Source organism: Thermaerobacillus caldiproteolyticus, assembly GCF_013761245.1.
GTDB classification, from domain to species: Bacteria; Bacillota; Bacilli; order Bacillales; family Anoxybacillaceae; genus Thermaerobacillus; species Thermaerobacillus caldiproteolyticus.
In genome coordinates, this window is the sequence record NZ_JACDUT010000009.1 from 150,141 (window position 1) to 174,200 (window position 24,060).

At 42.0% G+C, this 24,060-nt stretch carries 19 protein-coding genes; 11 read left to right on the forward strand and 8 right to left on the reverse strand.

Features of this window, described 5'->3' with window-relative positions; genetic code table 11:
• The first annotated feature begins 262 nt into the window (after positions 1 to 262).
• The 6 genes from HNR31_RS14100 (at position 263) to HNR31_RS14125 (ending at position 6,861) form a co-directional block, all read left to right on the forward strand.
• Positions 263 to 1,237 carry a tripartite tricarboxylate transporter substrate binding protein gene (locus HNR31_RS14100; protein WP_258561095.1) on the forward strand — a complete coding sequence of 325 codons (975 nt, stop codon included), beginning with the start codon at positions 263 to 265 and terminating at the stop codon, positions 1,235 to 1,237.
• 65 nt (positions 1,238 to 1,302) lie between these two features.
• Positions 1,303 to 1,758, forward strand: coding sequence for a tripartite tricarboxylate transporter TctB family protein (locus tag HNR31_RS14105; protein ID WP_181556861.1), 456 nt, complete (start codon positions 1,303 to 1,305; stop codon positions 1,756 to 1,758).
• Positions 1,759 to 1,770: 12 nt separating this feature from the next.
• On the forward strand, positions 1,771 to 3,297 hold the full coding sequence (locus HNR31_RS14110; RefSeq protein WP_181556862.1) for a tripartite tricarboxylate transporter permease: 1,527 nt from the start codon (positions 1,771 to 1,773) through the stop codon (positions 3,295 to 3,297).
• A 505-nt stretch (positions 3,298 to 3,802) separates the two neighbouring features.
• Entirely contained in the window at positions 3,803 to 5,383 is a 1,581-nt protein-coding gene (locus tag HNR31_RS14115) for an ATP-binding protein (protein WP_181556898.1), read from the forward strand.
• A gap of 16 nt (positions 5,384 to 5,399) precedes the next feature.
• Positions 5,400 to 6,089 (forward strand): response regulator, encoded by a 690-nt coding sequence (locus tag HNR31_RS14120; protein ID WP_181556863.1) that lies wholly within the window; start codon positions 5,400 to 5,402, stop codon positions 6,087 to 6,089.
• A 220-nt stretch (positions 6,090 to 6,309) separates the two neighbouring features.
• Positions 6,310 to 6,861 (forward strand): tetratricopeptide repeat protein, encoded by a 552-nt coding sequence (locus HNR31_RS14125; protein ID WP_181556864.1) that lies wholly within the window; start codon positions 6,310 to 6,312, stop codon positions 6,859 to 6,861.
• Between the two features lie 127 nt (positions 6,862 to 6,988).
• Here the strand turns inward: HNR31_RS14125 and HNR31_RS14130 are convergent, their stop codons facing one another.
• Positions 6,989 to 8,173: a globin-coupled sensor protein gene (locus HNR31_RS14130; RefSeq protein ID WP_258561090.1), complete on the reverse strand. Its 1,185-nt coding sequence runs from the start codon at positions 8,171 to 8,173 to the stop codon at positions 6,989 to 6,991.
• 732 nt (positions 8,174 to 8,905) lie between these two features.
• On the opposite strand from HNR31_RS14130, the gene HNR31_RS14135 reads away from it, so the two are divergent.
• The 3 genes from HNR31_RS14135 (at position 8,906) to HNR31_RS14145 (ending at position 12,909) form a co-directional block, all read left to right on the forward strand.
• Positions 8,906 to 9,919, forward strand: coding sequence for a LacI family DNA-binding transcriptional regulator (locus tag HNR31_RS14135; RefSeq protein WP_181556865.1), 1,014 nt, complete (start codon positions 8,906 to 8,908; stop codon positions 9,917 to 9,919).
• 21 nt (positions 9,920 to 9,940) lie between these two features.
• Entirely contained in the window at positions 9,941 to 11,485 is a 1,545-nt protein-coding gene (gntK, locus tag HNR31_RS14140; protein WP_181556866.1) for a gluconokinase, read from the forward strand.
• Between the two features lie 74 nt (positions 11,486 to 11,559).
• The gene (locus HNR31_RS14145; protein ID WP_181556867.1) at positions 11,560 to 12,909 is read left to right on the forward strand and encodes a GntP family permease; all 1,350 of its coding nucleotides are present in this window, start codon (positions 11,560 to 11,562) and stop codon (positions 12,907 to 12,909) included.
• Positions 12,910 to 13,224: 315 nt separating this feature from the next.
• On the opposite strand, the gene HNR31_RS14150 is transcribed toward HNR31_RS14145, so the two are convergent.
• The 7 genes from HNR31_RS14150 to HNR31_RS14180 all read right to left on the reverse strand — a co-directional run bounded on the left by HNR31_RS14150 (position 13,225) and on the right by HNR31_RS14180 (position 20,977).
• Positions 13,225 to 13,704: a GNAT family N-acetyltransferase gene (locus HNR31_RS14150; RefSeq protein ID WP_181556868.1), complete on the reverse strand. Its 480-nt coding sequence runs from the start codon at positions 13,702 to 13,704 to the stop codon at positions 13,225 to 13,227.
• 348 nt (positions 13,705 to 14,052) lie between these two features.
• Positions 14,053 to 14,709, reverse strand: a complete 657-nt coding sequence (locus tag HNR31_RS14155) for a cyclase family protein (RefSeq protein WP_181556869.1) — start codon at positions 14,707 to 14,709, stop codon at positions 14,053 to 14,055.
• Positions 14,706 to 15,524, reverse strand: a complete 819-nt coding sequence (locus tag HNR31_RS14160; protein WP_181556870.1) for a carbon-nitrogen hydrolase family protein — start codon at positions 15,522 to 15,524, stop codon at positions 14,706 to 14,708. Before HNR31_RS14160 ends, HNR31_RS14155 begins: the two co-directional genes overlap by 4 nt.
• Before the next feature lie 3 nt (positions 15,525 to 15,527).
• Positions 15,528 to 16,904 (reverse strand): purine-cytosine permease family protein, encoded by a 1,377-nt coding sequence (locus HNR31_RS14165; protein WP_181556871.1) that lies wholly within the window; start codon positions 16,902 to 16,904, stop codon positions 15,528 to 15,530.
• A gap of 83 nt (positions 16,905 to 16,987) precedes the next feature.
• Positions 16,988 to 18,439 (reverse strand): aldehyde dehydrogenase family protein, encoded by a 1,452-nt coding sequence (locus tag HNR31_RS14170; protein WP_181556872.1) that lies wholly within the window; start codon positions 18,437 to 18,439, stop codon positions 16,988 to 16,990.
• Between the two features lie 27 nt (positions 18,440 to 18,466).
• Positions 18,467 to 19,441, reverse strand: coding sequence for an agmatinase (speB, locus tag HNR31_RS14175; protein WP_181556873.1), 975 nt, complete (start codon positions 19,439 to 19,441; stop codon positions 18,467 to 18,469).
• A gap of 141 nt (positions 19,442 to 19,582) precedes the next feature.
• A complete protein-coding gene (locus HNR31_RS14180; RefSeq protein ID WP_181556874.1) occupies positions 19,583 to 20,977 on the reverse strand; it encodes a sigma-54 interaction domain-containing protein in 1,395 nt (464 codons plus the stop codon).
• A 144-nt stretch (positions 20,978 to 21,121) separates the two neighbouring features.
• Here HNR31_RS14180 and gabT point away from each other — a divergent pair, with 144 nt between their 5' ends.
• Both gabT and HNR31_RS14190 read left to right on the forward strand, forming a co-directional pair.
• Positions 21,122 to 22,468 carry a 4-aminobutyrate--2-oxoglutarate transaminase gene (gene gabT, locus HNR31_RS14185; protein WP_181556875.1) on the forward strand — a complete coding sequence of 449 codons (1,347 nt, stop codon included), beginning with the start codon at positions 21,122 to 21,124 and terminating at the stop codon, positions 22,466 to 22,468.
• Positions 22,469 to 22,499: 31 nt separating this feature from the next.
• Complete coding sequence (locus HNR31_RS14190; protein WP_181556899.1) at positions 22,500 to 23,939, forward strand: aldehyde dehydrogenase family protein; 1,440 nt, start codon at positions 22,500 to 22,502, stop codon at positions 23,937 to 23,939.
• Positions 23,940 to 24,060: the final 121 nt, after the last annotated feature.

Here is a 24,060-nt window from a genome sequence, read left to right on the forward strand (position 1 = left end):
AGCTGATTTGCCAAAATTTTCGCGTGCTTCATCTAAATGTTGCTGAAGCTTTTCGGAGCAACAAGCATATTTGTTTACTTGCTGTAATTGATCGGATTTTCAGTAAACAAAATGAACAAAATTGTTTTTATTTTCAAAAACTCATCATTCAGGAAATTGCTAATATAATTACTTTCAAATATGTAAGCGTTATCAAAAAATAAATGTTGCGGGGGGAGAAAAGGTGAAAAAGTGGATGAGTTTCATTGTGATGGGAGTTGCGATGTTCGTGCTTAGTGCTTGTGGAAGCAGCAATGTTACGAAAGAGTCTAATCAACATTCGAATTATCCAACAAAGCCGATTGTGTTCGTAGCTCCTTCGGGGGCTGGAGGAGGTTGGGATTTAACGGCAAGGGCGGTTACGAAAGTGTTGAATGAGACGAAACTCGTTAAACAAACGATGACGGTGGAAAATAAGCCGGGCGGTGGCGGAGCTGTGTTTATGGCGGAATATGCGACACAAGATAAAAACAATGATTATAAGTTGTTTGTGAGTTCACCGCCGATTATCATTAACAACTTAAAGGCAGAAGGAAACAGCCCATTCGGTTATAAAGATACTACTCCGCTGGCTCAGCTTACGAAAGATTTTGGAGCCATTGTTGTCAAGGCAGACTCGAAATTTCAATCTTTGCCTCAATTGATCGACGAGATTAAGAAAAAGCCTAAGTCTGTAACGATAGCGGGCGGATCTGCACCTGGTTCAATGGATCATTTAATTGCGATTCTTCCGATTTATAAATCTGGAATTGACCCGAAGATAGTAAAGTATGTCTCATATGACGGTGGTGGAGAGGCGATGGCTGCTCTTCTCGGAGGAAATGCTGATGTGATTGCGACAGATGCTTCTTCAGTTGAGGAGTATGTCAAAGCTAGAAAAGTGAGGGTTCTTGCCGTTTCTGCTCCTGAACGTCTTGGTGGCAATTTAAAAGATGTTCCTACGATGAAAGAACTTGGAATTGATGCGGAATTTACCATCTGGAGAGGCGTATTTGGAGCAAAACAAATGTCTGACGATGCGAAAAGGTTTTGGGAGGACACGTTCAAAAAGTTATCTGAACACGAGAAATGGAAAGAGGAGCTGACAACGCAAGGGTGGCAGCCTGAGTACAAAGGTTCCGATGAATTTGTGCAATTTTTGCAGGAACAGGAGAAGCTCATTAGGGATATGTTAAAGTCGTTAGGAATGTATAAGTAAGTGAATGGGTTCTGCCTTGCCTTTTTAAAGAGAAGATAATCCGAAAAACAAACGGAGGTGTGGGAATGAGCAAAACGTTCGACCGCTTTGCAGCAGTAGCTTTCTTAGCGATTGGGGTGCTATTTATGTTAGAAAGTCTACGAATCTCTAAAAGTGCATACGGAAGTGCCGTAGGTCCCAATGTCTTTCCTTTTTTGTTAGGTCTTGTTCTCGCTTTGCTAAGTATAAAGCTATTACTAGAAACATTGCGCTATGATGTTGCGAATACATCTAGGAGAGAATTGCAATATAAGAAATTTTTCGTCATTCTCATTTCTTCTATATTATATGCGATGTTGCTTGAACATGTTGGTTACATTATTACAACGTTTCTCTTTCTTATAATTGGATTTCAAACGATCCAAAGAGGGGATATATGGAAATCAATAATCATTTCAGCGTGTTTTTCATTTGGTGTTTATGTTGTATATGTAAAACTACTGCAAGGTACGTTGCCGAGTTGGCCGGTCTGGTTCAGTTAAGGAGGGAGTAAAGTGGAAGCGATTACTTTTCTTTTCGATGGGTTTCAAACGGCGTTACAGCCCCACAATTTGTTATTTGCTTTTATTGGCGTGCTCATTGGCACGGCCGTAGGTGTTTTACCGGGAATTGGTCCGATGAGTGGGGTTGCCCTTTTGATACCAGTCACTGCCTCGATGACAACGGGATTAGATCCTGCTCAGGCGGCGACCAGTTCGATCATTTTGCTTGCAGGTGTTTATTATGGGGCAATGTACGGTGGATCTACTACTTCAATTTTGTTGAATACGCCCGGTGAATCTTCATCCGTTGTCACAACATTGGACGGATACCAGATGGCAAAGCAGGGGAGGGCAGGCTCTGCACTAGCGATTGCTGCGATTGGTTCGTTTGTCGCTGGGATTGTTTCACTCATTGCTCTTGTGCTTCTTGCCCAACCGCTTTCGAACTTGGCATTGAAGTTTGGTCCGGCAGAATATTTTTCCTTAATGCTTCTTGGATTAGCAGCAGTAAGCGGATTAGCCGGGAATTCAATGACGAAAGCATGGATGATGACTGTTTTTGGTCTATTACTTTCTACCATTGGACTGGACAGTGTTTCAGGGGTAGCTAGATTTACGTATGATATTTCCGTTCTTTACGGAGGATTAGAATTTTTAACCGTCGCTGTCGGGTTATTTGCCCTCGGGGAAGTATTTAAAGCCATCCTTCATAAAGAAAAAAACGATGGGGAGATTGCGAAAATTGGAAGGATTATCCCGTCGAAAGAGGATTTAAAGGAAAGTGCTGGACCGATTGCCCGAGGATCATTGCTAGGATTTTTTGTCGGGGTATTGCCGGGGGCTGGTGCTACTCTTGCTTCATTCTTTTCATATATCGTGGAAAAAAAATTAAGCCAAACACCTGAAAAATTTGGGAAAGGAACGATTGCCGGAGTAGCAGCGCCGGAATCCGCCAATAATGCCGCTTCAGGAGGGGCAATGATTCCGCTCTTAACACTCGGGATTCCCGGTTCTGGAACAACTGCGATTTTAATGGGAGCTTTAATCATGTACAACGTACAGCCGGGTCCGCTCCTTTTCGATGAACATCCGGATGTCGCGTGGGGATTAATTGCCAGTATGTTTATTGGAAATATTATGCTTCTCATTTTAAATATGCCGTTAGTAAAAATATTTGCGAAAATCATTGAAACACCTTCGAAATATTTACTTCCGCTGATTATCGCGATTTCCATTTTCGGTGTATATGCGGTGCAAGTAACGACGTTCGATGTCTTGCTGCTTATTGCCTTTGGGGTGTTCGGATATTTGCTTTCTTCACACGATTTTCCACTTGCTCCTCTTGTATTGGGGCTTGTTCTTGGTCCGATGATTGAAAATAACATGAGAAGAGCCCTTACCTCTTCGAATGGAGATTTTATGATCTTTTTCGAAAAACCGATTTCCCTTGTGCTTATAATCGCCGCCGTTTTATGGGTGCTTGTTCCATTGTTCATGAAATTAAAAGGGAAAAACGTGGTAATTAACGAAGATATGTAGTGGAATGGATGGAAAGACCTGCTGCTTGCGGTGGTTAGTCTTTCTCTATTTTTATACTTACTTATATATGAATAACTCCGTTTGGTTGAAACTTCGTAGCGACTGGAGCTTATGAGTGTCTAGCAGTTCTAACGTGCTAAGCGCTCCTGCCTCTGCATCAGGGACGAATTAACGACTACCCGAATGCAAGAGACATGTTCAAGCAATCATCGGTTTTCAATGGTCTCTGTCTGCTGACCGTATCTTTCTTTTCCGTGTATAGCAGACATGCGATTACATTCAACGCGTTTTACGGTGGCGCTGATTTCGTGCCGCCAACCTTCTACGTTGAGTTTGACAAAGAACAATAGGAGTGCCCTTTATCAACTATTTCTCCTTTTCCTCATTAATCCCGCGAAAGGAGGAAGTACAGGAGTGTTTTGTTAACGCAACACGCACATTCCCCCTCACTTTCATAGAGATTTGCCCTTATGTATTAAAAGAGGGGGCTCCTGTGCAAAGTAAGATGAAATTACAAACGAGACTCATTTTCATAATATGTTCTCTAATCCTTTTTGTCATTTTATTTTTGTCGTTTCTTTTTCAGCATATGTTGGCGGTTACGTTAAAGGAGCAAATGGGAATGCGTGCTTTAAATGTGGCTGAGACGGTTGCTTCTACTCCAATGTTAAGAGATGCGTTTAAGCAAAAAGAGCCACATGTACGAATCCAGCCGTTCGCGGAAGAAGTTCGTCGTAAGACAGGAGCGGAATATGTAGTTGTCGGTAATAAAGAGGGGATCCGTTATTCTCATCCGTTTCCGAATCGTATTGGGAAGAAAATGGTTGGAGGAGATAATGAAGAGGTTCTTCTAGGAAAGCCGATTATTTCGGAGGCGGTTGGCTCGCTCGGTCCTGCGATTAGAGGGAAGGCACCCGTTTTTGACGAGCACGGAGACGTCATTGGCATTGTTTCTGTAGGGTTTCTGATTGAGGACATTCAAACAATTGTTTGGTCATATAAAGTAAAAATTTTTTTGTTGTCTATACTAGCATTATTGTTTGGAGTAGCAGGAGCAATTGTGATTGCGAAAGCGGTAAAAAAAGCCATTCACGGATTGGAACCGAGAGAGATTGGATTACTTTATCAAGAAAAACAAGCAATACTTGAAGCAATTCGTGAAGGTATGATTGCAGTGAATAGTGATGGGTTCATTACGATGATCAATAAAGCAGCCATGTCGATGTTAGGATATGAGAACGAAAATGATGTTTTAGGAAAATACATTTTGCATATTATACCAAATTCCAGATTGCTAGAAGTGATGAGAACCGGAAAGCCAGAATGCGATGCTGAGATGGTGTTAGGGGAACAAATGGTCATTGCCAATCGAATTCCTATTGTAGACCAGAAAGGAAAGGTGATTGGAGCAGTATCTACGTTTCGAAGCAAATCAGAGCTATATCGACTAACAAAAGAACTTTCACAGTTAAAAAGTTACGCTGATGCGCTTCGAGCCCAAACGCACGAATTTTCTAATAAGTTATATTTAATCTCTGGACTTATTCAATTGGAGTCATATGAAGAAGCACTGGACATCATTACGAAAGAATCAAATCTTCAGCAAGATATTGTCCGCTTTATTATGAGTGAAATTCCTGATCCGATTATTGGAGGACTTTTAATTGGAAAATTTAATCGTGCAAATGAATTAAAAATCGAGTTTGATATTGATCGAGAAAGCAGTTTTAAGGATATTCCGAAACGCATGAATCGGGATAATCTCGTAACGATTATCGGTAATATTATCGATAATGCCATGGAATCGGTTTTACGAAATCAGCGGAAAGAGAAGAAAGTGACGGTTTTTCTGACCGATCTTGGCGAAGATTTGATTATTGAAGTCGAAGATACGGGAACGGGGATTCCTCAGGAAGTCGGAGAAAAAATGTTTGAAAGAGGGTTTTCTACAAAGGAAGCGGCCGATCGAGGTTACGGTCTTGATTTAGTGAGAAAGTCACTAGAGGCGCTACACGGACATATCACGTATCAAACTGAGCTAGGACGAGGTACTCTTTTTACCATTATGATTCCAAAACAGAGATGAGAGAGGTGTTTCCAATTTGATCCGTGTTCTCATTGTGGAAGATGACAAGCGAATTGCAGAGATTAATCGGCGATTTGTGGAAAAAGTAGCAGGCTACGAAGTCGTTGGAATTGCTATAAATGAACAAGAAGGGAAGGAACTAGTTGAAGTGTTAAAACCCGATCTTATCCTTCTTGACATTTATTTTCCTGATATGAACGGGATTCATTTTCTTAAATGGATTCGAGAGCATTTTGCCAACATCGATGTGATTATGATTACAGCGGCGAGAGAAGTAGAAACGCTAAAGCAAGCCATGCATAGAGGAGTGTTTGATTATATTATCAAGCCCATCATGCTCGAAAGGTTTGTAGAAACATTAAACCGATATAAGGAATATTATCAGAAAATGAATGAATTGATAAGTGAAAGAGAAATCATTGGCCAAGATGAAATTGATGAATTGATTCGAAGGGACTATAAATTCATCGATGTTGAAGGTGAACTTCCAAAAGGAATTAATCGTTTGACTCTTGACAAAGTTCTTGCGGCTGTGAAGAAATATAAGGACGGAGTGACGGCAGAAGAAGTGGGCAAGCTCATTGGAGCAAGCAGAACAACGACAAGACGGTATCTAGAATATCTTGTCTCCATTTCAAAGGTAACAGCTGACATTTCGTATGGCTCCGTCGGAAGACCTGAGCGGCTTTATCGATTGAAGAGGTGAGAAAGTCAACAAACTTTTATCATCTTTAAGAGTAAATAGCGGACTAAAATGGCGAGAACAGTTGAAAGCGGCTTATGTAGAGGTTTATAAAAAATTTATAAACTGTTGGATAGGAGAGGACAATGTTCTCTCTCCCTGTTTAACGAAATAAGATCACTTTCAGCAAAGTTAAATGAAAGATTGCGGGTAAGTAATAATGACATTCAAACAGGGGGATTGGATGGATATTCAAATTCCATTTAACATGAACTATTTTTTTAATGACGTATTAAGAGAAGTTCCAGAATCAACAGAGCAGATGGAGCTTGGTGTGCAATATTTAATAGATCAGTTTGAAAAGAGTTCTGGGATGCATAAAGCTAGAATTGCTGGATTACTTGGGGTCTACAGCCGTATATTAAGCTTTTATAATGATGGGAAATATTACTTGAAAAGAGCTATTTCTTTGTACGAGGAATATGGAAATGAACTTTCAGCATTTGTGAATAAGATAAGGTTAGCTCATATTTTTCATTGGAAAAAGCGGTTTGAAGAAGCGGTTGAACTATTTGAATCATTGAGGGAGCAAGCTCTTATAAACCCAAAATATAGTAAATACTTAGATTTTATCTACCAACATTATGGGAAATGTCTCCTTGACCAAGGTAAGTGTAGTGGGGCATTAGTTCAATTTAACATGGCATTAGCTTTACGAGAAAAGAAGGGCAATGAAGATTTAATTGTTTCGACAGCAAAGGCAATAGAATTATGTGAAAGACTCATGAGGTATTGAACGAGTACGTCAGTAAAATGAGAAATACAAAAGGTAAGCAAACATATTAAACAAGATTAACATGCGCTTACCTTCTTAATCGTTTTACATTGTAGGTCTTGATAAACTCGTGGCAAAGGGGGATTTTTTACAATTGATAAGTCATTTTTTCCAGCTGTTCTGCTGACATTACTACGCTAGAAACAGTCTCGTTAATTTCTGTTACAACGTGAACATATCGTTTCATTTCTTCATCAATGTAGCGGTTTTGTTCGCGAATTTGCTTGAGAGACGACATAAATGTCTCAAAAAATTGCTGAATTTTTTCCATATCAGCAGTTCCTTCAGAAACTAATGTTACCATTGATCGCAATGATTCGGAAATGATATCGATTTTTTGGTTAAGCTCATTTAAGATATCAGTCACACCAGACATGGACTGCTTCGTTTGTGACGCTAAATTGCGTACCTCGTTAGCCACGACTGCAAATCCTTTCCCATGCTCTCCCGCACGTGCGGCTTCAATAGATGCATTTAACGATAACATGTTTGTTTGATCGGCAATAGAAGTCACTAAGCTATTAATGTTTTCAATTTTATGAGCGGATTGATGTAGGCTGTGCATGTCCGTTTGGATTTTTTCCATCATGGCTTGAATATTATGAATGGTTGATAATTGATGTTGTAATTTTTGCTGCCCTTCAATTGACTGCTGTTCGCTCAAATGGGCAATTGCCGAGGCTTCCTCAGCGAATTGTAAAATATCAGTCGCTTGGTTTGTCAATTGTGAAACAGAAGAGCTCACTTGGTTGGATACACTAGAAAGTTCTTGAACCGTTGTTTTCAGCTGCTCCTTTAGCTCATTCTTCAATCGATCCACTTGCAGGCGAGCTTCTTCGTTTGCTTTTTCATATTGTTCTAAAACGAGCTGCTGTTCGAAATTCAATATTTTTGTTACAGACTTTATTGCTTCGATTAACAGAAAAGGATCGTGAATGTGTGGTGAAATAACTTCGACAATGTCTAAAAGCAATTGTTGAAACGCACACATATACCATTTTGGTACTAGGCCGATTCGTAAATGTGCCATAGCAATGCGCGTACGTTTTGAAATAAATTCCTCGTCGATTTTCCCGTTAAACATTTCGATGATATGGATTTTGAGCGTTTGTTTCAACCGATCGACAGAGCTATGGCGATTAATAATTTCGAGCAGGGACGGCTCTTTTTGGAGTGTATCGTAAAAGTGCGTCATAATCCAATCGATTTTTTCTTCAATCAACGGTTTTAATTGTGTTAATAGTGTTAAATCCCGCTTTGTTAAGTTAATCATTTCAAGCTGCTTATTGATGATGGCATTCTGCAGACGAATGGGTGCAGCCGGAACATCCGGTATTTTAGTAATGGTGGCAGTGGAGTGTTCTCTTTTTTTTTTGTAAAAACTGAGAAGTTCATTTGCTGTTCGCTCCTCTTTTTAGTTTTTTCAACAATAAAAACAACACAAATATCTTATTGAATATTGAAGAAAAAAGGAATGAGAAGATCATCCTAGTTCATAGCTGTTAACATCCAATAATAGACCAAGCTAGAGTACTATATTTTTTCCTCCATCTTGGTGATTAATATTGTCGAAAGGTTTTATGCATTTGGCACGATTTATTCAAGAATCGTTATATCATCGCTGATTAAGCGGTTATCAAATGTTATTTGGCGAAGTATTGTGGCTTACTTCTTCGATTGTTGGAAAAACAAATCCAAATAGTAACTGTTTTTACTATATAAATAGGACGTAAAAGGCATAGCTTTTCGAATTACTTTTCTTGTCCAATATGATTCACCACGTAATCTCTTTTTATCGTATTGGAAAATCAGGTTGGGCTTATAACATAAGTTTGAACTACCATTTTAATAAATGATTAGAAAAATATTATTAATGATTTGACAGTGAGAAGAGTTAAAAAATGTTGTAAAGCGCTTACAATTGTTGTATAATTCAACTAAACCGGTTTATGAATGTTTTTACGTATTTACTAAATCGATTTAGTAAAGAGAGAAGGGGATATCCTTGAAACAAATAACGATGGCTGATGTCGCGAAATTAGCCAATGTTTCAAAAAGTACCGTTTCTCAATATTTAAACAAGCGATATGACTACATGAGTGAAGAAACGAAGAAACGGATTGAAAAGGCGATTGATGAATTAGGATATCAGCCAAATTTTATTGCACGAAGCTTAAAGCAAAAATCGACCGCGACGATAGGGGTCATTGTTTTCAATATTTTGCATATGCTGACGACGCAGGTGCTTCGGGCGATTGAAGATGTGTGCCAAGAACGGGATTTTCATGTCATCGTCTGCAATACCGATGACGACCCGGAGAAAGAAAAAAAATATATAGAGATGTTACGGGCCAAGCAAGTGGACGGTTTGATTATTTTTCCGACAGGGAAAAACCTTGAGTTATATGAAAAAATGGCAGAGGAACAATTTCCGCTCGTATTTGTTGACCGGATGGTTCCAGGCATCCCGGCAGATGCCATCCTTCTTGATAATCACAAAGCAGCCGCATTAGCTGTCAATCATTTAGTCGAACATGGTTATGAACGAATTGGCATCGTGGCACCGCCGATCGTACCACATGTTATTCCAAGGCTTGAGCGGATCGAAGGATTTAAACACGCGCTTGCTGAAAAAGGGCTTCCAGTCATGGAAGAATATATGGTTGGAATGGAGATTTCACGCATAAAAGAGGGGCTAACGCAACTGTTTTCCTCTGATTGCCCTCCAGAAGCGCTATTTGCGATTAACGATTTAACGCTGATGGAAATCTTGAATTTTGTCAAAGACAATAACATTAGGATTCCCGATGACCTAGCATTAATTAGCATTGATGATGTACCGTTTTCCAATATTTACACACCCACGTTAACGACGATTGCTCAGCCAACGTTTGAGATGGGGAAAAAAGCAGCCGAACGATTGTTTATGCAGATAGATCAAAAAAATGAACACCATCAGCAAATTTTGCGCTTTCCGCCGACGCTAATCCAACGAGGGTCTGTGAAACAACGAACGTAAGAGAAAAGAGGGGGAAGTACGGTGAACAGTAGTCAAGACATTGTCATTGGAGTCGATATTGGAACAACAAGTACAAAAGCAGTAGCATTTGGGGAACAAGGTCATGTGCTTTCGTCTCATGCAATTGATTATCCAATTGTGCAGCCGCATCCTGGCTGGGCCGAACAGGATCCCGATGTTATTTTTTCTGCTGTAGTCAAAAGTGTAAACGCTGTCATTACCAAAGCGAATATTGGTCATGGGCGAATTAAAGCGTTAGGGTTTAGTGCTGCGATGCACTCGCTTATTGCGCTTGATGAGTCAGGCCGTCCTCTTACCCGCTGCATTATTTGGGCGGACAATCGAAGCGGCAAACAATCGGAGAGGCTTTTAAAAGAAATGAATGGATTGGATATTTACAAACGAACAGGAACACCGATTCATCCGATGTCACCTCTTCCCAAATTACTTTGGTTGAAAGAAGAAATGCCTGAATTATTTCGTAAAGCCTATAAATTTGTCTCAATAAAAGAATATGTGTTGTATCGGCTGTACTCTCAATACGTTGTCGATTATTCAATCGCTTCCGCAACTGGTTTGTTTCGACTTGATACGCTTGATTGGGATGTGGATGTTTTACATCTTCTTGGTATTACACGCGAGCATTTGTCCGAACTTGTTCCGACGACGCATATAGTGCGGGGGATGAAGAGAGAATGGGCGGAACAAATGGCGCTTCATCCGGATGTGCCTGTAATTGTCGGAGCGAGCGATGGAGTGCTTGCCAATGTGGGAGTTGGAGCCGTTTTACCGGGAGAGGCGGCGATTACGATTGGAACAAGCGGCGCGGTTCGTACCATTTCTCCCGTGCAAAAAACCGATGAAAAAGGGCGAACATTTTGTTATGCGCTTACGGAACATCATTGGGTTGTTGGTGGACCAACAAACAATGGCGGCATTCTTTTACGATGGTTGCGCGACGAGTTCGGCGGTCAAGAGCGCGAAGTGGCGAAAAAGCTCGGGATTGACCCGTATGACTTATTGACTCAATATGCGCAAAATGTCCCTGCTGGCTCTGAAGGGTTGCTATTTCTTCCGTTCTTATCGGGGGAGCGCGCGCCGTACTGGAATGCGAACGCAAGAGGAACATTTTTTGGCATCAGCCTTCATCATAAACGGGAGCATTTTATTCGCGCTGTCATGGAAGGGGTATGTATGAGCGTATTTTCTGTTGCTCTAGCAATTCGCGATGTAACTGGGCCGTTATCCGAAATTCGCGTGTCAGGCGGATTTGCGAAATCACCGTTTTGGCGGCAAATGCTGGCCGATATGATGGGAAAAGAACTGCTTGTTCCGGAAACGCACGAAGCTTCAGCGTTAGGAGCGGCGGCACTTGCCTTGTATGCTCTCGGTGATATCCCGTCACTAGACACGGCGAAAACGTGGATCCAAATTACATCACGCCATGTGCCAAATAAAGAAAATACTCTTATTTATTCAGAACTGTTTGATATGTATATGCGGTTATACGATCGATTGAAAGATGAATTTGATGTTATTGCTTCGTTTCAACGGAAGGACTCATAGCTAGATTCATAGTTATACATCATTACTAAATCGGTTTAGTTCACATGAAGTACAACAGAGGGGGAACGAGAAGTATGGGAATTGCTATTGTAATTGCTGCCATCGTTGTGTTGCTTTTGCTTATTACGATTGCGAAAATGCATCCATTTGTCGCCTTAATTTTAACAGCGGTTGGTGTCGGACTGGCAATGGGAATGCCGATTGTCGCACCTTCTCCAGAAACGCCCGGAATCATTGATTCCATTAAAGCAGGACTTGGAAACACGCTTGGATTTTTAGCTATTGTCTTAGCTCTTGGGACGATGCTTGGGAAAATGATGGCTGAGTCAGGCGGAGCAGAACGAATTGCAAAAACGCTCATTGACCGTTTTGGTCAAAAACGCGTCCATTGGGCAATGATGGTCGTTGCTTTCTTAGTGGGGATTCCGGTATTCTTCCAAGTGGGATTTGTCTTATTAATTCCTCTTGTTTTTACGATTGCTATGGAAACAGGAATTTCACTTGTGACAATCGGCATTCCGCTTGTAGCTGGATTATCGGTCGTGCACGGTCTTGTGCCACCTCATCCAGCAGCGATGGCAGCTGTTGGAATTTTCAAAGCCGATGTAGGCCGGACGATTTTGTATTCGATAATTGTTGGATTGCCAACAGCGATTATCGCAGGACCATTGTTCGGAAAATGGATTGGAACGCGTCTGCATAAAACTGTGCCAGCGGAAATCGCCGAACAGCTGGTTCAACATAAGGAAGAGAGAGAACTTCCGGGGTTTGCAAACACCCTATTTACGATTTTACTTCCAGTTTTTTTAATGCTTATTGCTTCCGTTGCGGATGTCACGTTAGATAAAACAACAGAGTTAGCGAAAGTATTGCACTTTATCGGTGATCCCGTTGTGGCTCTATTAATCGCTACAGTCTACTCGTTTTTCAGCCTTGGTTATGCACGAGGATTCAATCGCGATCAAGTATTGAAATTTGCCAATGACTGCCTTGGACCAGTAGCGAATATTTTACTCGTTATCGGTGCAGGCGGGGCATTCAATAAAGTGTTACTCGATTCTGGCATTGGTACGCAAATTGCCGATTTAGCGAAACATTCTCATATTTCCCCTCTGTTTTTAGGTTGGGGAATTGCGGCACTCATTCGTGTTGCGACGGGATCAGCTACAGTATCGATGATGACGGCAGCCGGCATTGTCGCGCCGATTGCCGCTAGCATCCCAGGCACGAACATAGAATTGCTAGTGCTGGCCACCGGAGCCGGTTCATTAATTTTATCCCACGTCAACGACTCCGGCTTCTGGATGATTAAAGAATATTTCGGAATGACCGTAAAAGAAACATTAATGACGTGGACCGTGATGGAAACGATTATTTCGGTAGTTGCCCTAGGGTTTATTGCATTGTTGAGTCTAGTACTTTAAAGATAGTGAAACGAAAAAACGTCAGGACTTGTTGAGGCAAGTTCCTGACGTTTTGTTTTTATTATTTAAAGTACGAAAAATTATCACTGAAATACATCGAAGTCTCTAAATTTTTTCTTATAAACTTAAAAATTGTGATTGACACTATAAATTTATGTGAGGTTTTATAACAAAGTTTTAAGTATTTATTATATTTTTAGATTTTTTATCGTTTTATAAAAATATAATATTGTTTATAAAATTAACATATAACATTAGGAAATATTACATAAAATTTGAAAGGGGGGAAAGCAGTAGACGTACATTCCTAGCTGTTTACAAAAGTTGTTTGATAAGCAGCAGTTCATCACGGATCGGAATGCCGTCTGAGCTGACGAGCGGAATGCTTGGTTTTATTTGTCTTGCTTTTTCCACAGCATTCGGGAAAACCTTAACAATCTGGTAACCCCGTTTTTGATAAAAGCGCAGAGCGTGCAAATTATCGTTCGTCGTGATTAAGCGGATCGTGACGCATCCATGCTGCGCGGCAAATGCTTCCACTTGTTGCAACAGGGCACTGCCGACTCCTTGATTTTCGATCACACTGTCTAGCGAAATAATCTCGCATTCTTCTGCTTTGAAGATATAAGTAATGAGCCCCACTATTTCTCCGCTGTCTTGGATTGCGGCAAACCCATCCAGCTCGCTGCAATCATACACTCCCGTCGAAACGACCATTTGCGGGCTCCCCCAATGGATGGTAAAAAATTGCTGCACGGTTGAGCGGTCTAGGAGATGGATAGGAATAATGTTCATGTTTCTAGCACTCCTTGTCATAATTGTACTTAAATTCATCATACAAGAATAAGTGCTCTTTGTCTGTTCATAAAAAAGCCTAGTGCCACCAAAAATGTGAAGGATGGCGCTAGTGATGAAGAAGTGGCGACTCACCATTTAACATATACGGTTCTGTTTGGATAATAATAATTTAAGGCGGCGGACAGGAGAAATTAGTGCAGAATTTTAAAGGTGAAGCGCCGAATAGAGAATGGGCAAGTACCACGAGAGATTCACGGGAACATCCGCTGTAAGCCCTCCGCTTTAGCCGTTGGGCAGTTGAACGGCTTCCTTAACCAATGAACAGAATATTTTTTACGGCTTCAATTAGTATGAGTCCAATTCCACTGCCACCGCTCTTACCGGCGAGCCGTCACATTCCGGCAAATAAAGGGGAAGCGCGATAATGTACGGATTGGCAAAGTCGATTTTATCGAAGTTCGTAAAATTTTCCCCAATTACTCCATTTGCAGCGGTAATTGCCTCATGTGCAGGGAAGGAAGAACCGTCAGGCGGATCGATGTTTAACGCATCGATGAAAAACGTGCGGATTCCTCGTTCCAACATTGCCAGGATGACGTCGATGGCAACGTACGGGTGGCGAAAATAGCGCTCCGTTCCCGCATATTGGGACCAACCAGTGTGAAACAGGGCAATCATTCCCGGTTCCAGCTGCGGCAAATAAGCAGTGACATCGTCTAGTGTAACCGCTTCTCCATTGTTTTTTTTCGTCACATCGATGACAATTCCTTTGCCAAGAAAATACGTTAACGGAACCTCATCGATTCGCAGGCCATCTTCGCGAAAATGAAAGGGGGCGTCCACATGTGTGCCAGTATGCGAACCAAGAACAAGGCGGCTGACATGGTAGCCGTTTTGGGCGAATGTTGCCGCCGGCTCAATATATGGTTTTGGATCCCCTGGGTAAACCGGGGTTTGTGAAGTTATTGGCATCGATAGATCCACGATTTTTTTGATGTTCATGTCCATTCCACTCCTTTATAAACATCTGTTCGCCGCTCATTCATCATCGTGTAAAAGGTTTGCTTTAATTCTTGACGCCAGTTCTCATCTATCATTGCTCGTATGATTGTTTCTTGATCATCCATGTTGGCGGCGGCAATTTCGTTTCCATCTGGTCCATAAATAGAGGATAAACCAAAGAAATAGAAAGGAAAAGACCGGCCCACTTGATTACATGCAGCGACATAGACGGTATTATCGATCGCGCGTGCCATCGCAAATTTTTGAAAAGGCTCGTGAAACGGGGATTCCCACGCACACGGAACGAGAAGAAGCTCGGCTCCATGAACAGCCAAATACCTTGCTAGTTCTGGAAAAGCTAAGTCCCAACAAATCATCAAACCGATGCGGCCGAGATCTGTATCTACTAGGATTGGTTTTGATCCGGGAGTAAACCACGCTTTTTCTAACGGGGTTAAATGGATTTTTCGATAATTCCCTACACATTGTCCGCTTGGATGAATCAGGATGAGAGAGTTATAGAGATTTACCTCGTCATCTTTTTCGACGTATCCGTAAGCAATATATAATTGAAGTTTTTGTGCAAGCCTGCTCATTCGCTGAAAGATAAAACCATCCCATGCTTGCGCAACGTCTTTCAGCGTTTCTGACAAAATGTAACCAGTGATACAAAGTTCTGGGAACAGAAGAAGACGGACATCGGGAAATTTTTGTTTGCATTCGTTTGCGATGGCTTCCATTTTTGCGAGGTTGCCAGAAATATCGCCATTTACCGATGTCATTTGCGCCAGTGCTATTTCATACGATGTTGCCATGAATTATCCCTCCATGCTAGTGGGAGCGTGGAGTTCCACGGTATGCGCTCTGCTCGATGTTTGTTTTGTGATTTTCATCAGTCCCCAATAGCCTGCTCCTGATAAGAGAAACGTTAACATGGTTGAGCCGATCGCAAGCGGATGAACATACGTAAAGTAATAGGCGAAAACGGCTCCGATGATATATGTCACATATGCGGCCACATTGACACCTTTTTGATACCGATACCGTCCTTTTGTATCAAAAAGAATATCTTCTGCATCATACGCTCCTTTTTTGATCAAAAAGTAATCGACGAGAACAATGGCGAATACAGGAATGAACAGTGTCGCAATGAGCATAATAAAATTAAAGAAATGGGACATGAGTGCTTCTTTTAACAAGGCACCGAGAGTACAAATGATTCCCATGATCAATGTCGGTTTCCAAAATCCTGCGCGTGGGAATACGTTCATAAAGGACATCGTCGCACTATATAATGCCATGACGTTGGTAGATAGTACAGAAAAGAAGACGACAATGGATGCGATTAATCCAAACCCGTAAGCGGCAAGGAGAATAGTAGGGTCGTATGTTCGTTCCATGTTGGAAGCAATGCTAAACCCACTGACGACAGCACCGAGCCCCATCGCTACAATCGAAGCGACAAGATAGCCAAAATAGGTTCCCCAAAATCCGCTTTTTTCCGACTGACAGTTTCGGTTAAAATCACAAACGGTCGACATCCATGAAAATGCTGTTGCAACGACGATATCAAACGCGATGATCGTGGTGACCGATGGATGCTTGCTTAGTTTTATTTCTAATAGTGTGGAGATGTGATACGTCGTAAAAATTTTATAAAAAACGAGAAAAGATAAAAGTAACATGGAGATCGATATATATTTTTCGATTCGTTCGACCCCGCGGTGGCCGAAAATCGTCATCATCACGACAAGCAGTTCGGTTAAAATTACAAATAAATTAATATTGCTGTATCCCGTAGCGTAATGAACCGCGTAATTCAGACTAAGGCCAGCCATATATGCTTGAATCCAACTCCAGCCTATTAAAATAACCGTATTGACAAGGGCTGGAAGGATCGCACCCTTTTGTCCGAAGGCAGCCCTGGTAATGACCATGGTGGGGAGCCCGGTTCGAATGCCAATGTTTCCGGTAAGAGCGAGCGGAATGGCGCCGATTGCGGAGCCGACAATAATCGCAAGCATCGCATTGGTAAAGGAAATATCGGGAACGAACATCATACCTGTCATCACGGTAGTAATGACGACGTTGGCAGCAATCCAAAGAGTAAAGGTACTAAAAAAATTCATACTCCGTTCGTTCATTGATGTTGGTCGAATATCATCATGTCCAAAACATTCTGTCCATTTCGCCATCAACAACTCCTCCTTGGTTATTTTTGAATATTCAGAATAATTTTTGTATACATCGATTTCGTCCTTGCGACGAAATCGAAAAGTTATTGATACCACCCGAGTGGCTTTCCATTTTCGCTTATATTCACATGTTTTGTTTCCGTAAAAGCAGCGAATCCTTGTGGGCCAAGCTCCCTGCCGATTCCGCTTTGTTTAAAGCCGCCCCAAGGCGCATCGACATAAGGAGTGTGATAACTGTTAATCCAAATCGTTCCTGTTCTCAGCTTCCCAGCGATTTGTTCTGCCCGTTTGAGATCGCGGCTGAATATGCCAGCTGCCAGCCCATATATCGTATCATTTGCCAATTCGATCGCTTCTTTATCATTTTGGAAACGCTGTATGGTAATGACAGGACCAAAGATTTCTTCTTGTACGATGCGCATGTCTTGGTGAACATTGACAAAAACGACGGGGGAGAGGTAATATCCTTGTTCTTTGATGCGTTCGCCGCCTCGGAGCAGGACAGCTCCTTCTTGCAATCCGAACTGGATATACGTTTCTACTTTTTCTAAATGAGAGGAGCTGATTAATGGTCCCATCTCCGTTTTCTCGTCTAAAGGATCCCCGATGCGAAGGGAATCTAGTCTTTTTATCAGTTTATCTATCAATGAATCATAAAGATGTTCATGGACAAGAATTCGTGAAGCGGCAACACACACTTCTCCTTGATTCAAAAAAGAAGCAAACATCGCCCACTCTACTGCGTTATCCAGATCAGCATCTTCGAAAACGAGAAGCGGAGATTTTCCGCCGAGTTCCAGGGAAACCCGTTTGAAGCTGCCAGCGCATTGTTCGTAAATCCATCGCCCTGTTTTGGTTCCACCGGTAAATGATATTTTTTCCACATGAGGATGTGTCACCAACGTTTCCCCAACAGGAGAACCGCCTCCAGGAACAAGATTAAACACCCCCGGTGGAAGACCGATGGAATCGATAAGTTTTGTTAGTTCTAGTAAAGATAATGGAGTTAACTCTGATGGTTTAAAAACGATGGTATTCCCCGCAGCAAGCGCAGGTGCAATTTTCCATATTCCCAATAAAAGCGGAAAATTCCAAGGAACAATGAGTGCGCAAACTCCGATTGGTTCTGCGATGATTTTACTGATTGTTCCATCAGCCATTTTCTTTTCCTTAATGGTTTGTTGTTCGAGAAAGCCGGCATAATAACGAAGGCATTGTACAGAATCGCTTACATCGAGACGTGATTCACGAATCGGCTTTCCTGTATTGATCGTTTCGATATATGCAAATTTTTCCGTGTTTTTCTCTAGTAGATCTGCTAATTGACGTAGAACGGAAATTCGATAACTTGGATTCGCCGGCCAATTTGTATATTGAAAAGCATGGCGGGCTGCTTCGATCGCTTCCAATGTTTGTTGCGAGGACGCTTCCTCAATTTCTGTGATGACTTTTTCATTGGAAGGATTGATAATCGGTCTTTTTTCTCCATTTCCTTTATGCCATGTACCGTTTATGTACACATGGTAATTGGACATAAAAACTCTCCTTTTGGTGAGATGTTCTTATTGTGTGGTTGTGGCAGACAAGTTTTTTTGTAGGGATCGTCTTTTCTTTAATGCAACCAGCGTGATCATCTCATACATAATGGAAGATGCTAATACAGCTGTAATTTCTCCGCTATCATAAGAAGGTAATACTTCAACGAGGTCAAATCCGACAATATTTAGTCCATCGAGTCCTCTTACATATTCCAGTGCTTCATAGCTAGTTGGTCCTCCTACTTCCGGTGTGCCAGTGCCGGGAGCAAATGCAGGATCGACAAAGTCGATATCATAGGAAACGAAAACAGGTTTATCATCCACACGGTTGTGAATGCGTTTGATTACTTCAGAAAATCCAATTTGTCGAACTTCCTTCATGGTAATCACTTCAAAACCAAGCCGTCGTGCATCTTCTATATCATCCGCGCTGTAAAGCGGTCCGCGCATGCCGATTTGAATGGAATGATCCACATCCAGCAATCCTTCCTCGACAGCACGGCGGAATGGCGTGCCATGCATATATTTTTCACCATAGTAATGATCCCAAGTATCTCCGTGAGAGTCGAAATGAACAAGAGCCACTGGCCCAAAGCGCTCATAAAATGCCCGTAAATTTCCTAACGTAATCGAATGATCGCCGCCCATAATAATCGGAACGATATTTTTCTTCAGCACTGGCCGCAACTCTTTTACGATATGATCGTACGTTCGCAGCGCGTTTCCTGGAATGACGTCAATATCACCATAATCTACTCCAGAACAATATTCAAAGATATTAATGTCCATATCTGGATTGTAGGGTCGAAGCAATACGGAAAAATTTCGAATGTGCTGCGGGCCATACCGCTGCCCGGTTCGGTTAGAAGCGGCGGTATCAAACGGCACACCGAGTACGACAAAATCAACGTTGTCCGTTGTTTTGATATTTTCTAAACGCATAAATGTTCGAACTCCGCAAAAGCGGGGAGATTGGGATGAATCTTTTGGTTTATACACCGCAAAAACCTCCTTCAAAAATATTCTGCTTTTTATAACATGCAAAAAGTGTGCCAAAAAAGAATAGAGGTTTTTGCCAAAAAATACGATGAATTAATTCAAAAGTGAATGAAAAATAAAAAATCAATTCAAAAATGGATTTTAATCCACTTTTGAATTGATGCCGTATTTTTTTAGCTTTCTCACCACGGTTGGCTGACTAATTCCAAGATAATCTGCCATTTCATAAGTTGTTTTGCACTGTTTTGCTGCGCGCAAGAGCCATTGTCGTTCTACCTGTTCAATCGCTTCTTTCAATGTAGCGGGCTCTTTCTCTTTTTCTAACCATTGATTTGATCGTGTAAATTGGGGGTATTTTTGGATAGAAAAAGGGAGATATTCAGGATAAATGGCTTTTGTTTCGGAGGTAATGACTAATCTTTCCATCATATTTTCTAGTTCCCGTACATTACCAGGCCAATCATAATCGACAAGATGGTCAACAATGGACGGATGAAAATATTTATCTGTATGGTATTTTTGATTGAATTTTTCTAAAAAGTATTGTGCTAACATGAAAATGTCTTCTTTTCTCTCCCGTAAAGCAGGTACGTAAATGGGAATAACATGTAAACGATAAAATAAATCTTGGCGGAATTTTCCTTGTTTCACCATTTCCTCTAAGTTCTGATTGGTCGAGGCAATAAGCCGAAAGTCAATCGTTCTTTCTTTAATTCCTCCAACGCGTGTTACTTTTTTCTCTTGTAAAACTTTTAGTAACTTCGCTTGCATCGAAAGCGGGAGTTCGCCAATTTCATCAAGAAAAAGAGTCCCCTTATCTGCTAATTCGATAAGCCCGGGCTTCCCGGTTTTTTGTGCGCCGGTAAACGACCCTTTTTCATATCCGAACATTTCCGATTCAAATAGCGATTCAGGAATCGCGCTGCAATTGACTTCGATAAATGGTTGGTTTCGTCTCGGGCTATTTTGATGGAGGGCATGGGCAAATACATTTTTTCCAACTCCGGACTCGCCAAGAAAAAGAACCGTTGCGTCTGATTTGGCAACCCGATGCACGAGCTTCCAAATACGTTGCATGACCTTGCTTTGGATCACAATGTTTTCGTATTTTAATTCTTCCATTTCGATTTGATAGTGTTCCATTTGTCTTCTTAGCTTTTCATAGTCTTCTTTTAAACGTTCTAGCTCTGTTAAATCATGCGAAAAACTAATCACGCGAATAATGTTATTTTGTTTATCAAATACAGGTACGCCTGTTGCCATGACGACACGGCCTGTCGGTGTTCGCTGCATGATTTGAACTTCCTTTTTCTCTTTTAGTACTCTGGCCGTCACAGAAGGAGAAAATATATGTTCTTTTTCTAATTGATATACGGACTTTCCAATAAGATAAGAGACCTCTTTTCCATAAATGGAAAGACAGTTGGGGCTAGCGCGGAGAACCATTCCGTTTCCGTCTGTAATGACAATATTATCGTTAGAAGATTTTAATATGGCACCTAACTCTAATTCCAACACATCCGTTGCACTTTGCATGCTCTCCCTCCCAGCTGTTTATCAGAACTTACATTATTAATTATTCAGAAAAACGTAAAATCCCTTTTTCTTTCTCATAACGTCTTTGGCATGTTTTTTGCATCTATTAAGAAAGTGAATACAAAATGATGGAGGGAGAAATAGATGAAGGCTGAAGTGAAAAAATTTATACAGCTAAAAACCAACATCCCGGGGCCAAAAGCGACAGAATTACTAAGAAAAAAAGAACAGAATGTTCCTCGTGGACCGTTTAATACATTATCTACGTTTGCTGTCAAAGGGGAAGGTGCACTCTTAACAGATGTGGACGGAAACACGTTTATTGATCTTGCCGGGGCGATTGGAAGTCTCAATGTCGGTCATTGCCCGCCGAAAGTGGTGGAAGCGATTAAAGCTCAAGTTGACCAATATATTCATCCTTGCTTCCATGTGATGATGTATGAGCCGTATATTCAATTAGCAGAAAAATTAAATGAAATTACTCCAGGCACTCATCATAAAAAAACATTTTTCCTAAATAGCGGAGCGGAAGCGGTCGAAAACGCTATTAAAATTGCCCGGAAATATACAGGAAGGAAAGCGATTATCTCCTTTGAAAGAGGATTCCACGGACGTACACTTCTTGCGATGTCGCTCACAAGTAAAGTAAAGCCATATAAATTTGGATTTGGACCATTTGCCCCAGATACGTACAAAATGCCGTATCCATATTATTACCGCAAGCCATCCGGCATGACAAACGAGGAATTAGATACAGAGATTTTAAGACGTTTGGAGGACTTCTTTGTATCCGAAGTTCCGGCAGAAGAGGTAGCGGCGATCATCATGGAACCGGTACAAGGAGAAGGTGGCTTCATTGTTCCATCCAAAACATTTGTGCAAGGAGTAAAACAGATTTGTGAAAAATATGGTATTCTATTTATAGCAGATGAAATTCAAACAGGATTTGGACGAACTGGAAAGATGTTTGCTATTGAACATTTTGATGTTGTACCAGATTTAATAACGATGTCGAAGTCCATTGGAGCAGGTGTACCAATCAGTGCAGTTACTGGAAGAGCGGAAGTAATGGATGCGCCGAACCCAGGGGAAATCGGGGGAACGTATGGGGGAAGCCCGCTTGGTTGTGTCGCGGCGCTGCAAGTCATTGATATGCTGCAACAAGAACAGTTAGTCGAGCGTGCCAATGCCATCGGGCAAACGGTAATAAACCGGTTCAGACAGCTTCAGGAGAAATACGAAACAGTTGGTGATGTACGTGGACTTGGAGCAATGGTGGCAGTTGAATTTGTGAAGGACTCTAAAACAAAAGCACCGAATAAAGAATTAACAGCGGCAATTTTGCAAGAATGCCATCAACGCGGCGTCATTGTCATGAGCGCTGGCATATACAGCAACGTCATTCGTCTATTAACACCGCTTGTGATTACCGATGAGCAGTTAACGGAAGCATTGGATGTGATCGAGGAAGTTATTCATGAATTGGCGTGATGAGGTAACAATGAAGAAAGAGGGGAACACGATGAAAACGACGGTTGAGAAAAAGAAGCTTTACATTAACGGCGAGTGGGTCGAAGCGAAATCATATGCCACATTAACGTCTCCTTATTCGGGCGAAGCGTTGGCGGAGATTCCTGTGGCGGCGGAAGAGGAAGTCGAACGGGCGATTGCCGCAGCGTATGAAGCGAGAAAAGCAATAGCCAGCCTGCCGGCATACAAGCGGGCGGAGATTTTGGAAAAAGTAGTCGCAGAGCTGCAAGAGCGCGCAGAAGAAGCGGCGCGGATCATTGCGCTTGAAGCAGCCAAACCGATTACAACGGCAAAAGGGGAAATAGCGCGGACGATTCAAACGTACAAATTTGCTGCCGAAGAAGCAAAACGGATTCATGGAGAAACGATTCCGCTTGATGCGGCGCCAGGAGGGGAAAATCGCGTTGCTTTTACCGTGCGCGAACCGATTGGTGTCATCGGCGCGATTACGCCGTTTAACTTCCCGATGAACTTGGTGGCGCATAAACTCGGTCCAGCAATCGCCTCGGGCAATACAGTCGTATTAAAGCCGGCAAGCCAAACGCCGCTTTCCGCCTACTTTATCGCGGAGCTGTTTGAACAAGCGGGGCTGCCAAAAGGAGCGTTAAACGTCGTAACGGGAAGCGGCCGAACGGTCGGCGATAAAATTGTGACAGACCCGCGCCTCAGCATGATCACCTTTACCGGAAGCCCGGAAGTCGGAATCGGCATCCGCAATAAAGCGGGTTTAAAGCGGGTCACGCTCGAGCTTGGTTCCAATTCTGCCGTTATTGTTGATGAACAAGTGGATATTGACCGCATTATTCCACGCTGCGTTTTTGGCGCGTTTTCTTTCCAGGGGCAAGTATGTATTTCGCTTCAGCGCATTTACGTGCATGAAAAGCGGTATGACGAGTTTGTTGAAAAATTTATTGCCGCTGCGAAACAACTAAAAGTAGGAGATCCACTGGATCCAAATACGGATGTTTCTGCGTTAATCACGCCAAAAGACGTCAATCGGGCGCTCGCATGGATCGAAGAAGCGAAACAAGATGGAGCTAAAGTCGTGCTTGGTGGTGAACGAAACGGAAACATCCTGCTTCCAACCGTGATTTTAGACGCACAGCCAACGATGAAAGTATCGTGCCAGGAAGTGTTTGCGCCGATCGTCTTGATTAACCGCGTTCGTTCGATCGAAGAAGCGATTGAACTCGTCAACGACTCCCGCTATGGATTGCAAGCAGGCGTATATACAGATAACGTACATGTCGCATGGGAAGCGGCGGAAAAACTGCACGTCGGTGGCGTGTTGATCAATGACATCCCGACCTTCCGCGTCGATCATATGCCGTACGGCGGCGTAAAAGAAAGCGGCACAGGCCGTGAAGGGATTCGGTATGCGATTGAAGAAATGACGGAATTGAAACTCGTTATTTTTAACCGCAATCGATAATCATGAGCCGTATCACCTTTGGGTGGTACGGTTTTTCTTTTATTAAAAAAAGGAATCGCTGGTTAATTCAAAAGTGAATTTTTTAAATTCTAAAATGAATTAAAAATAACCAATAACACGG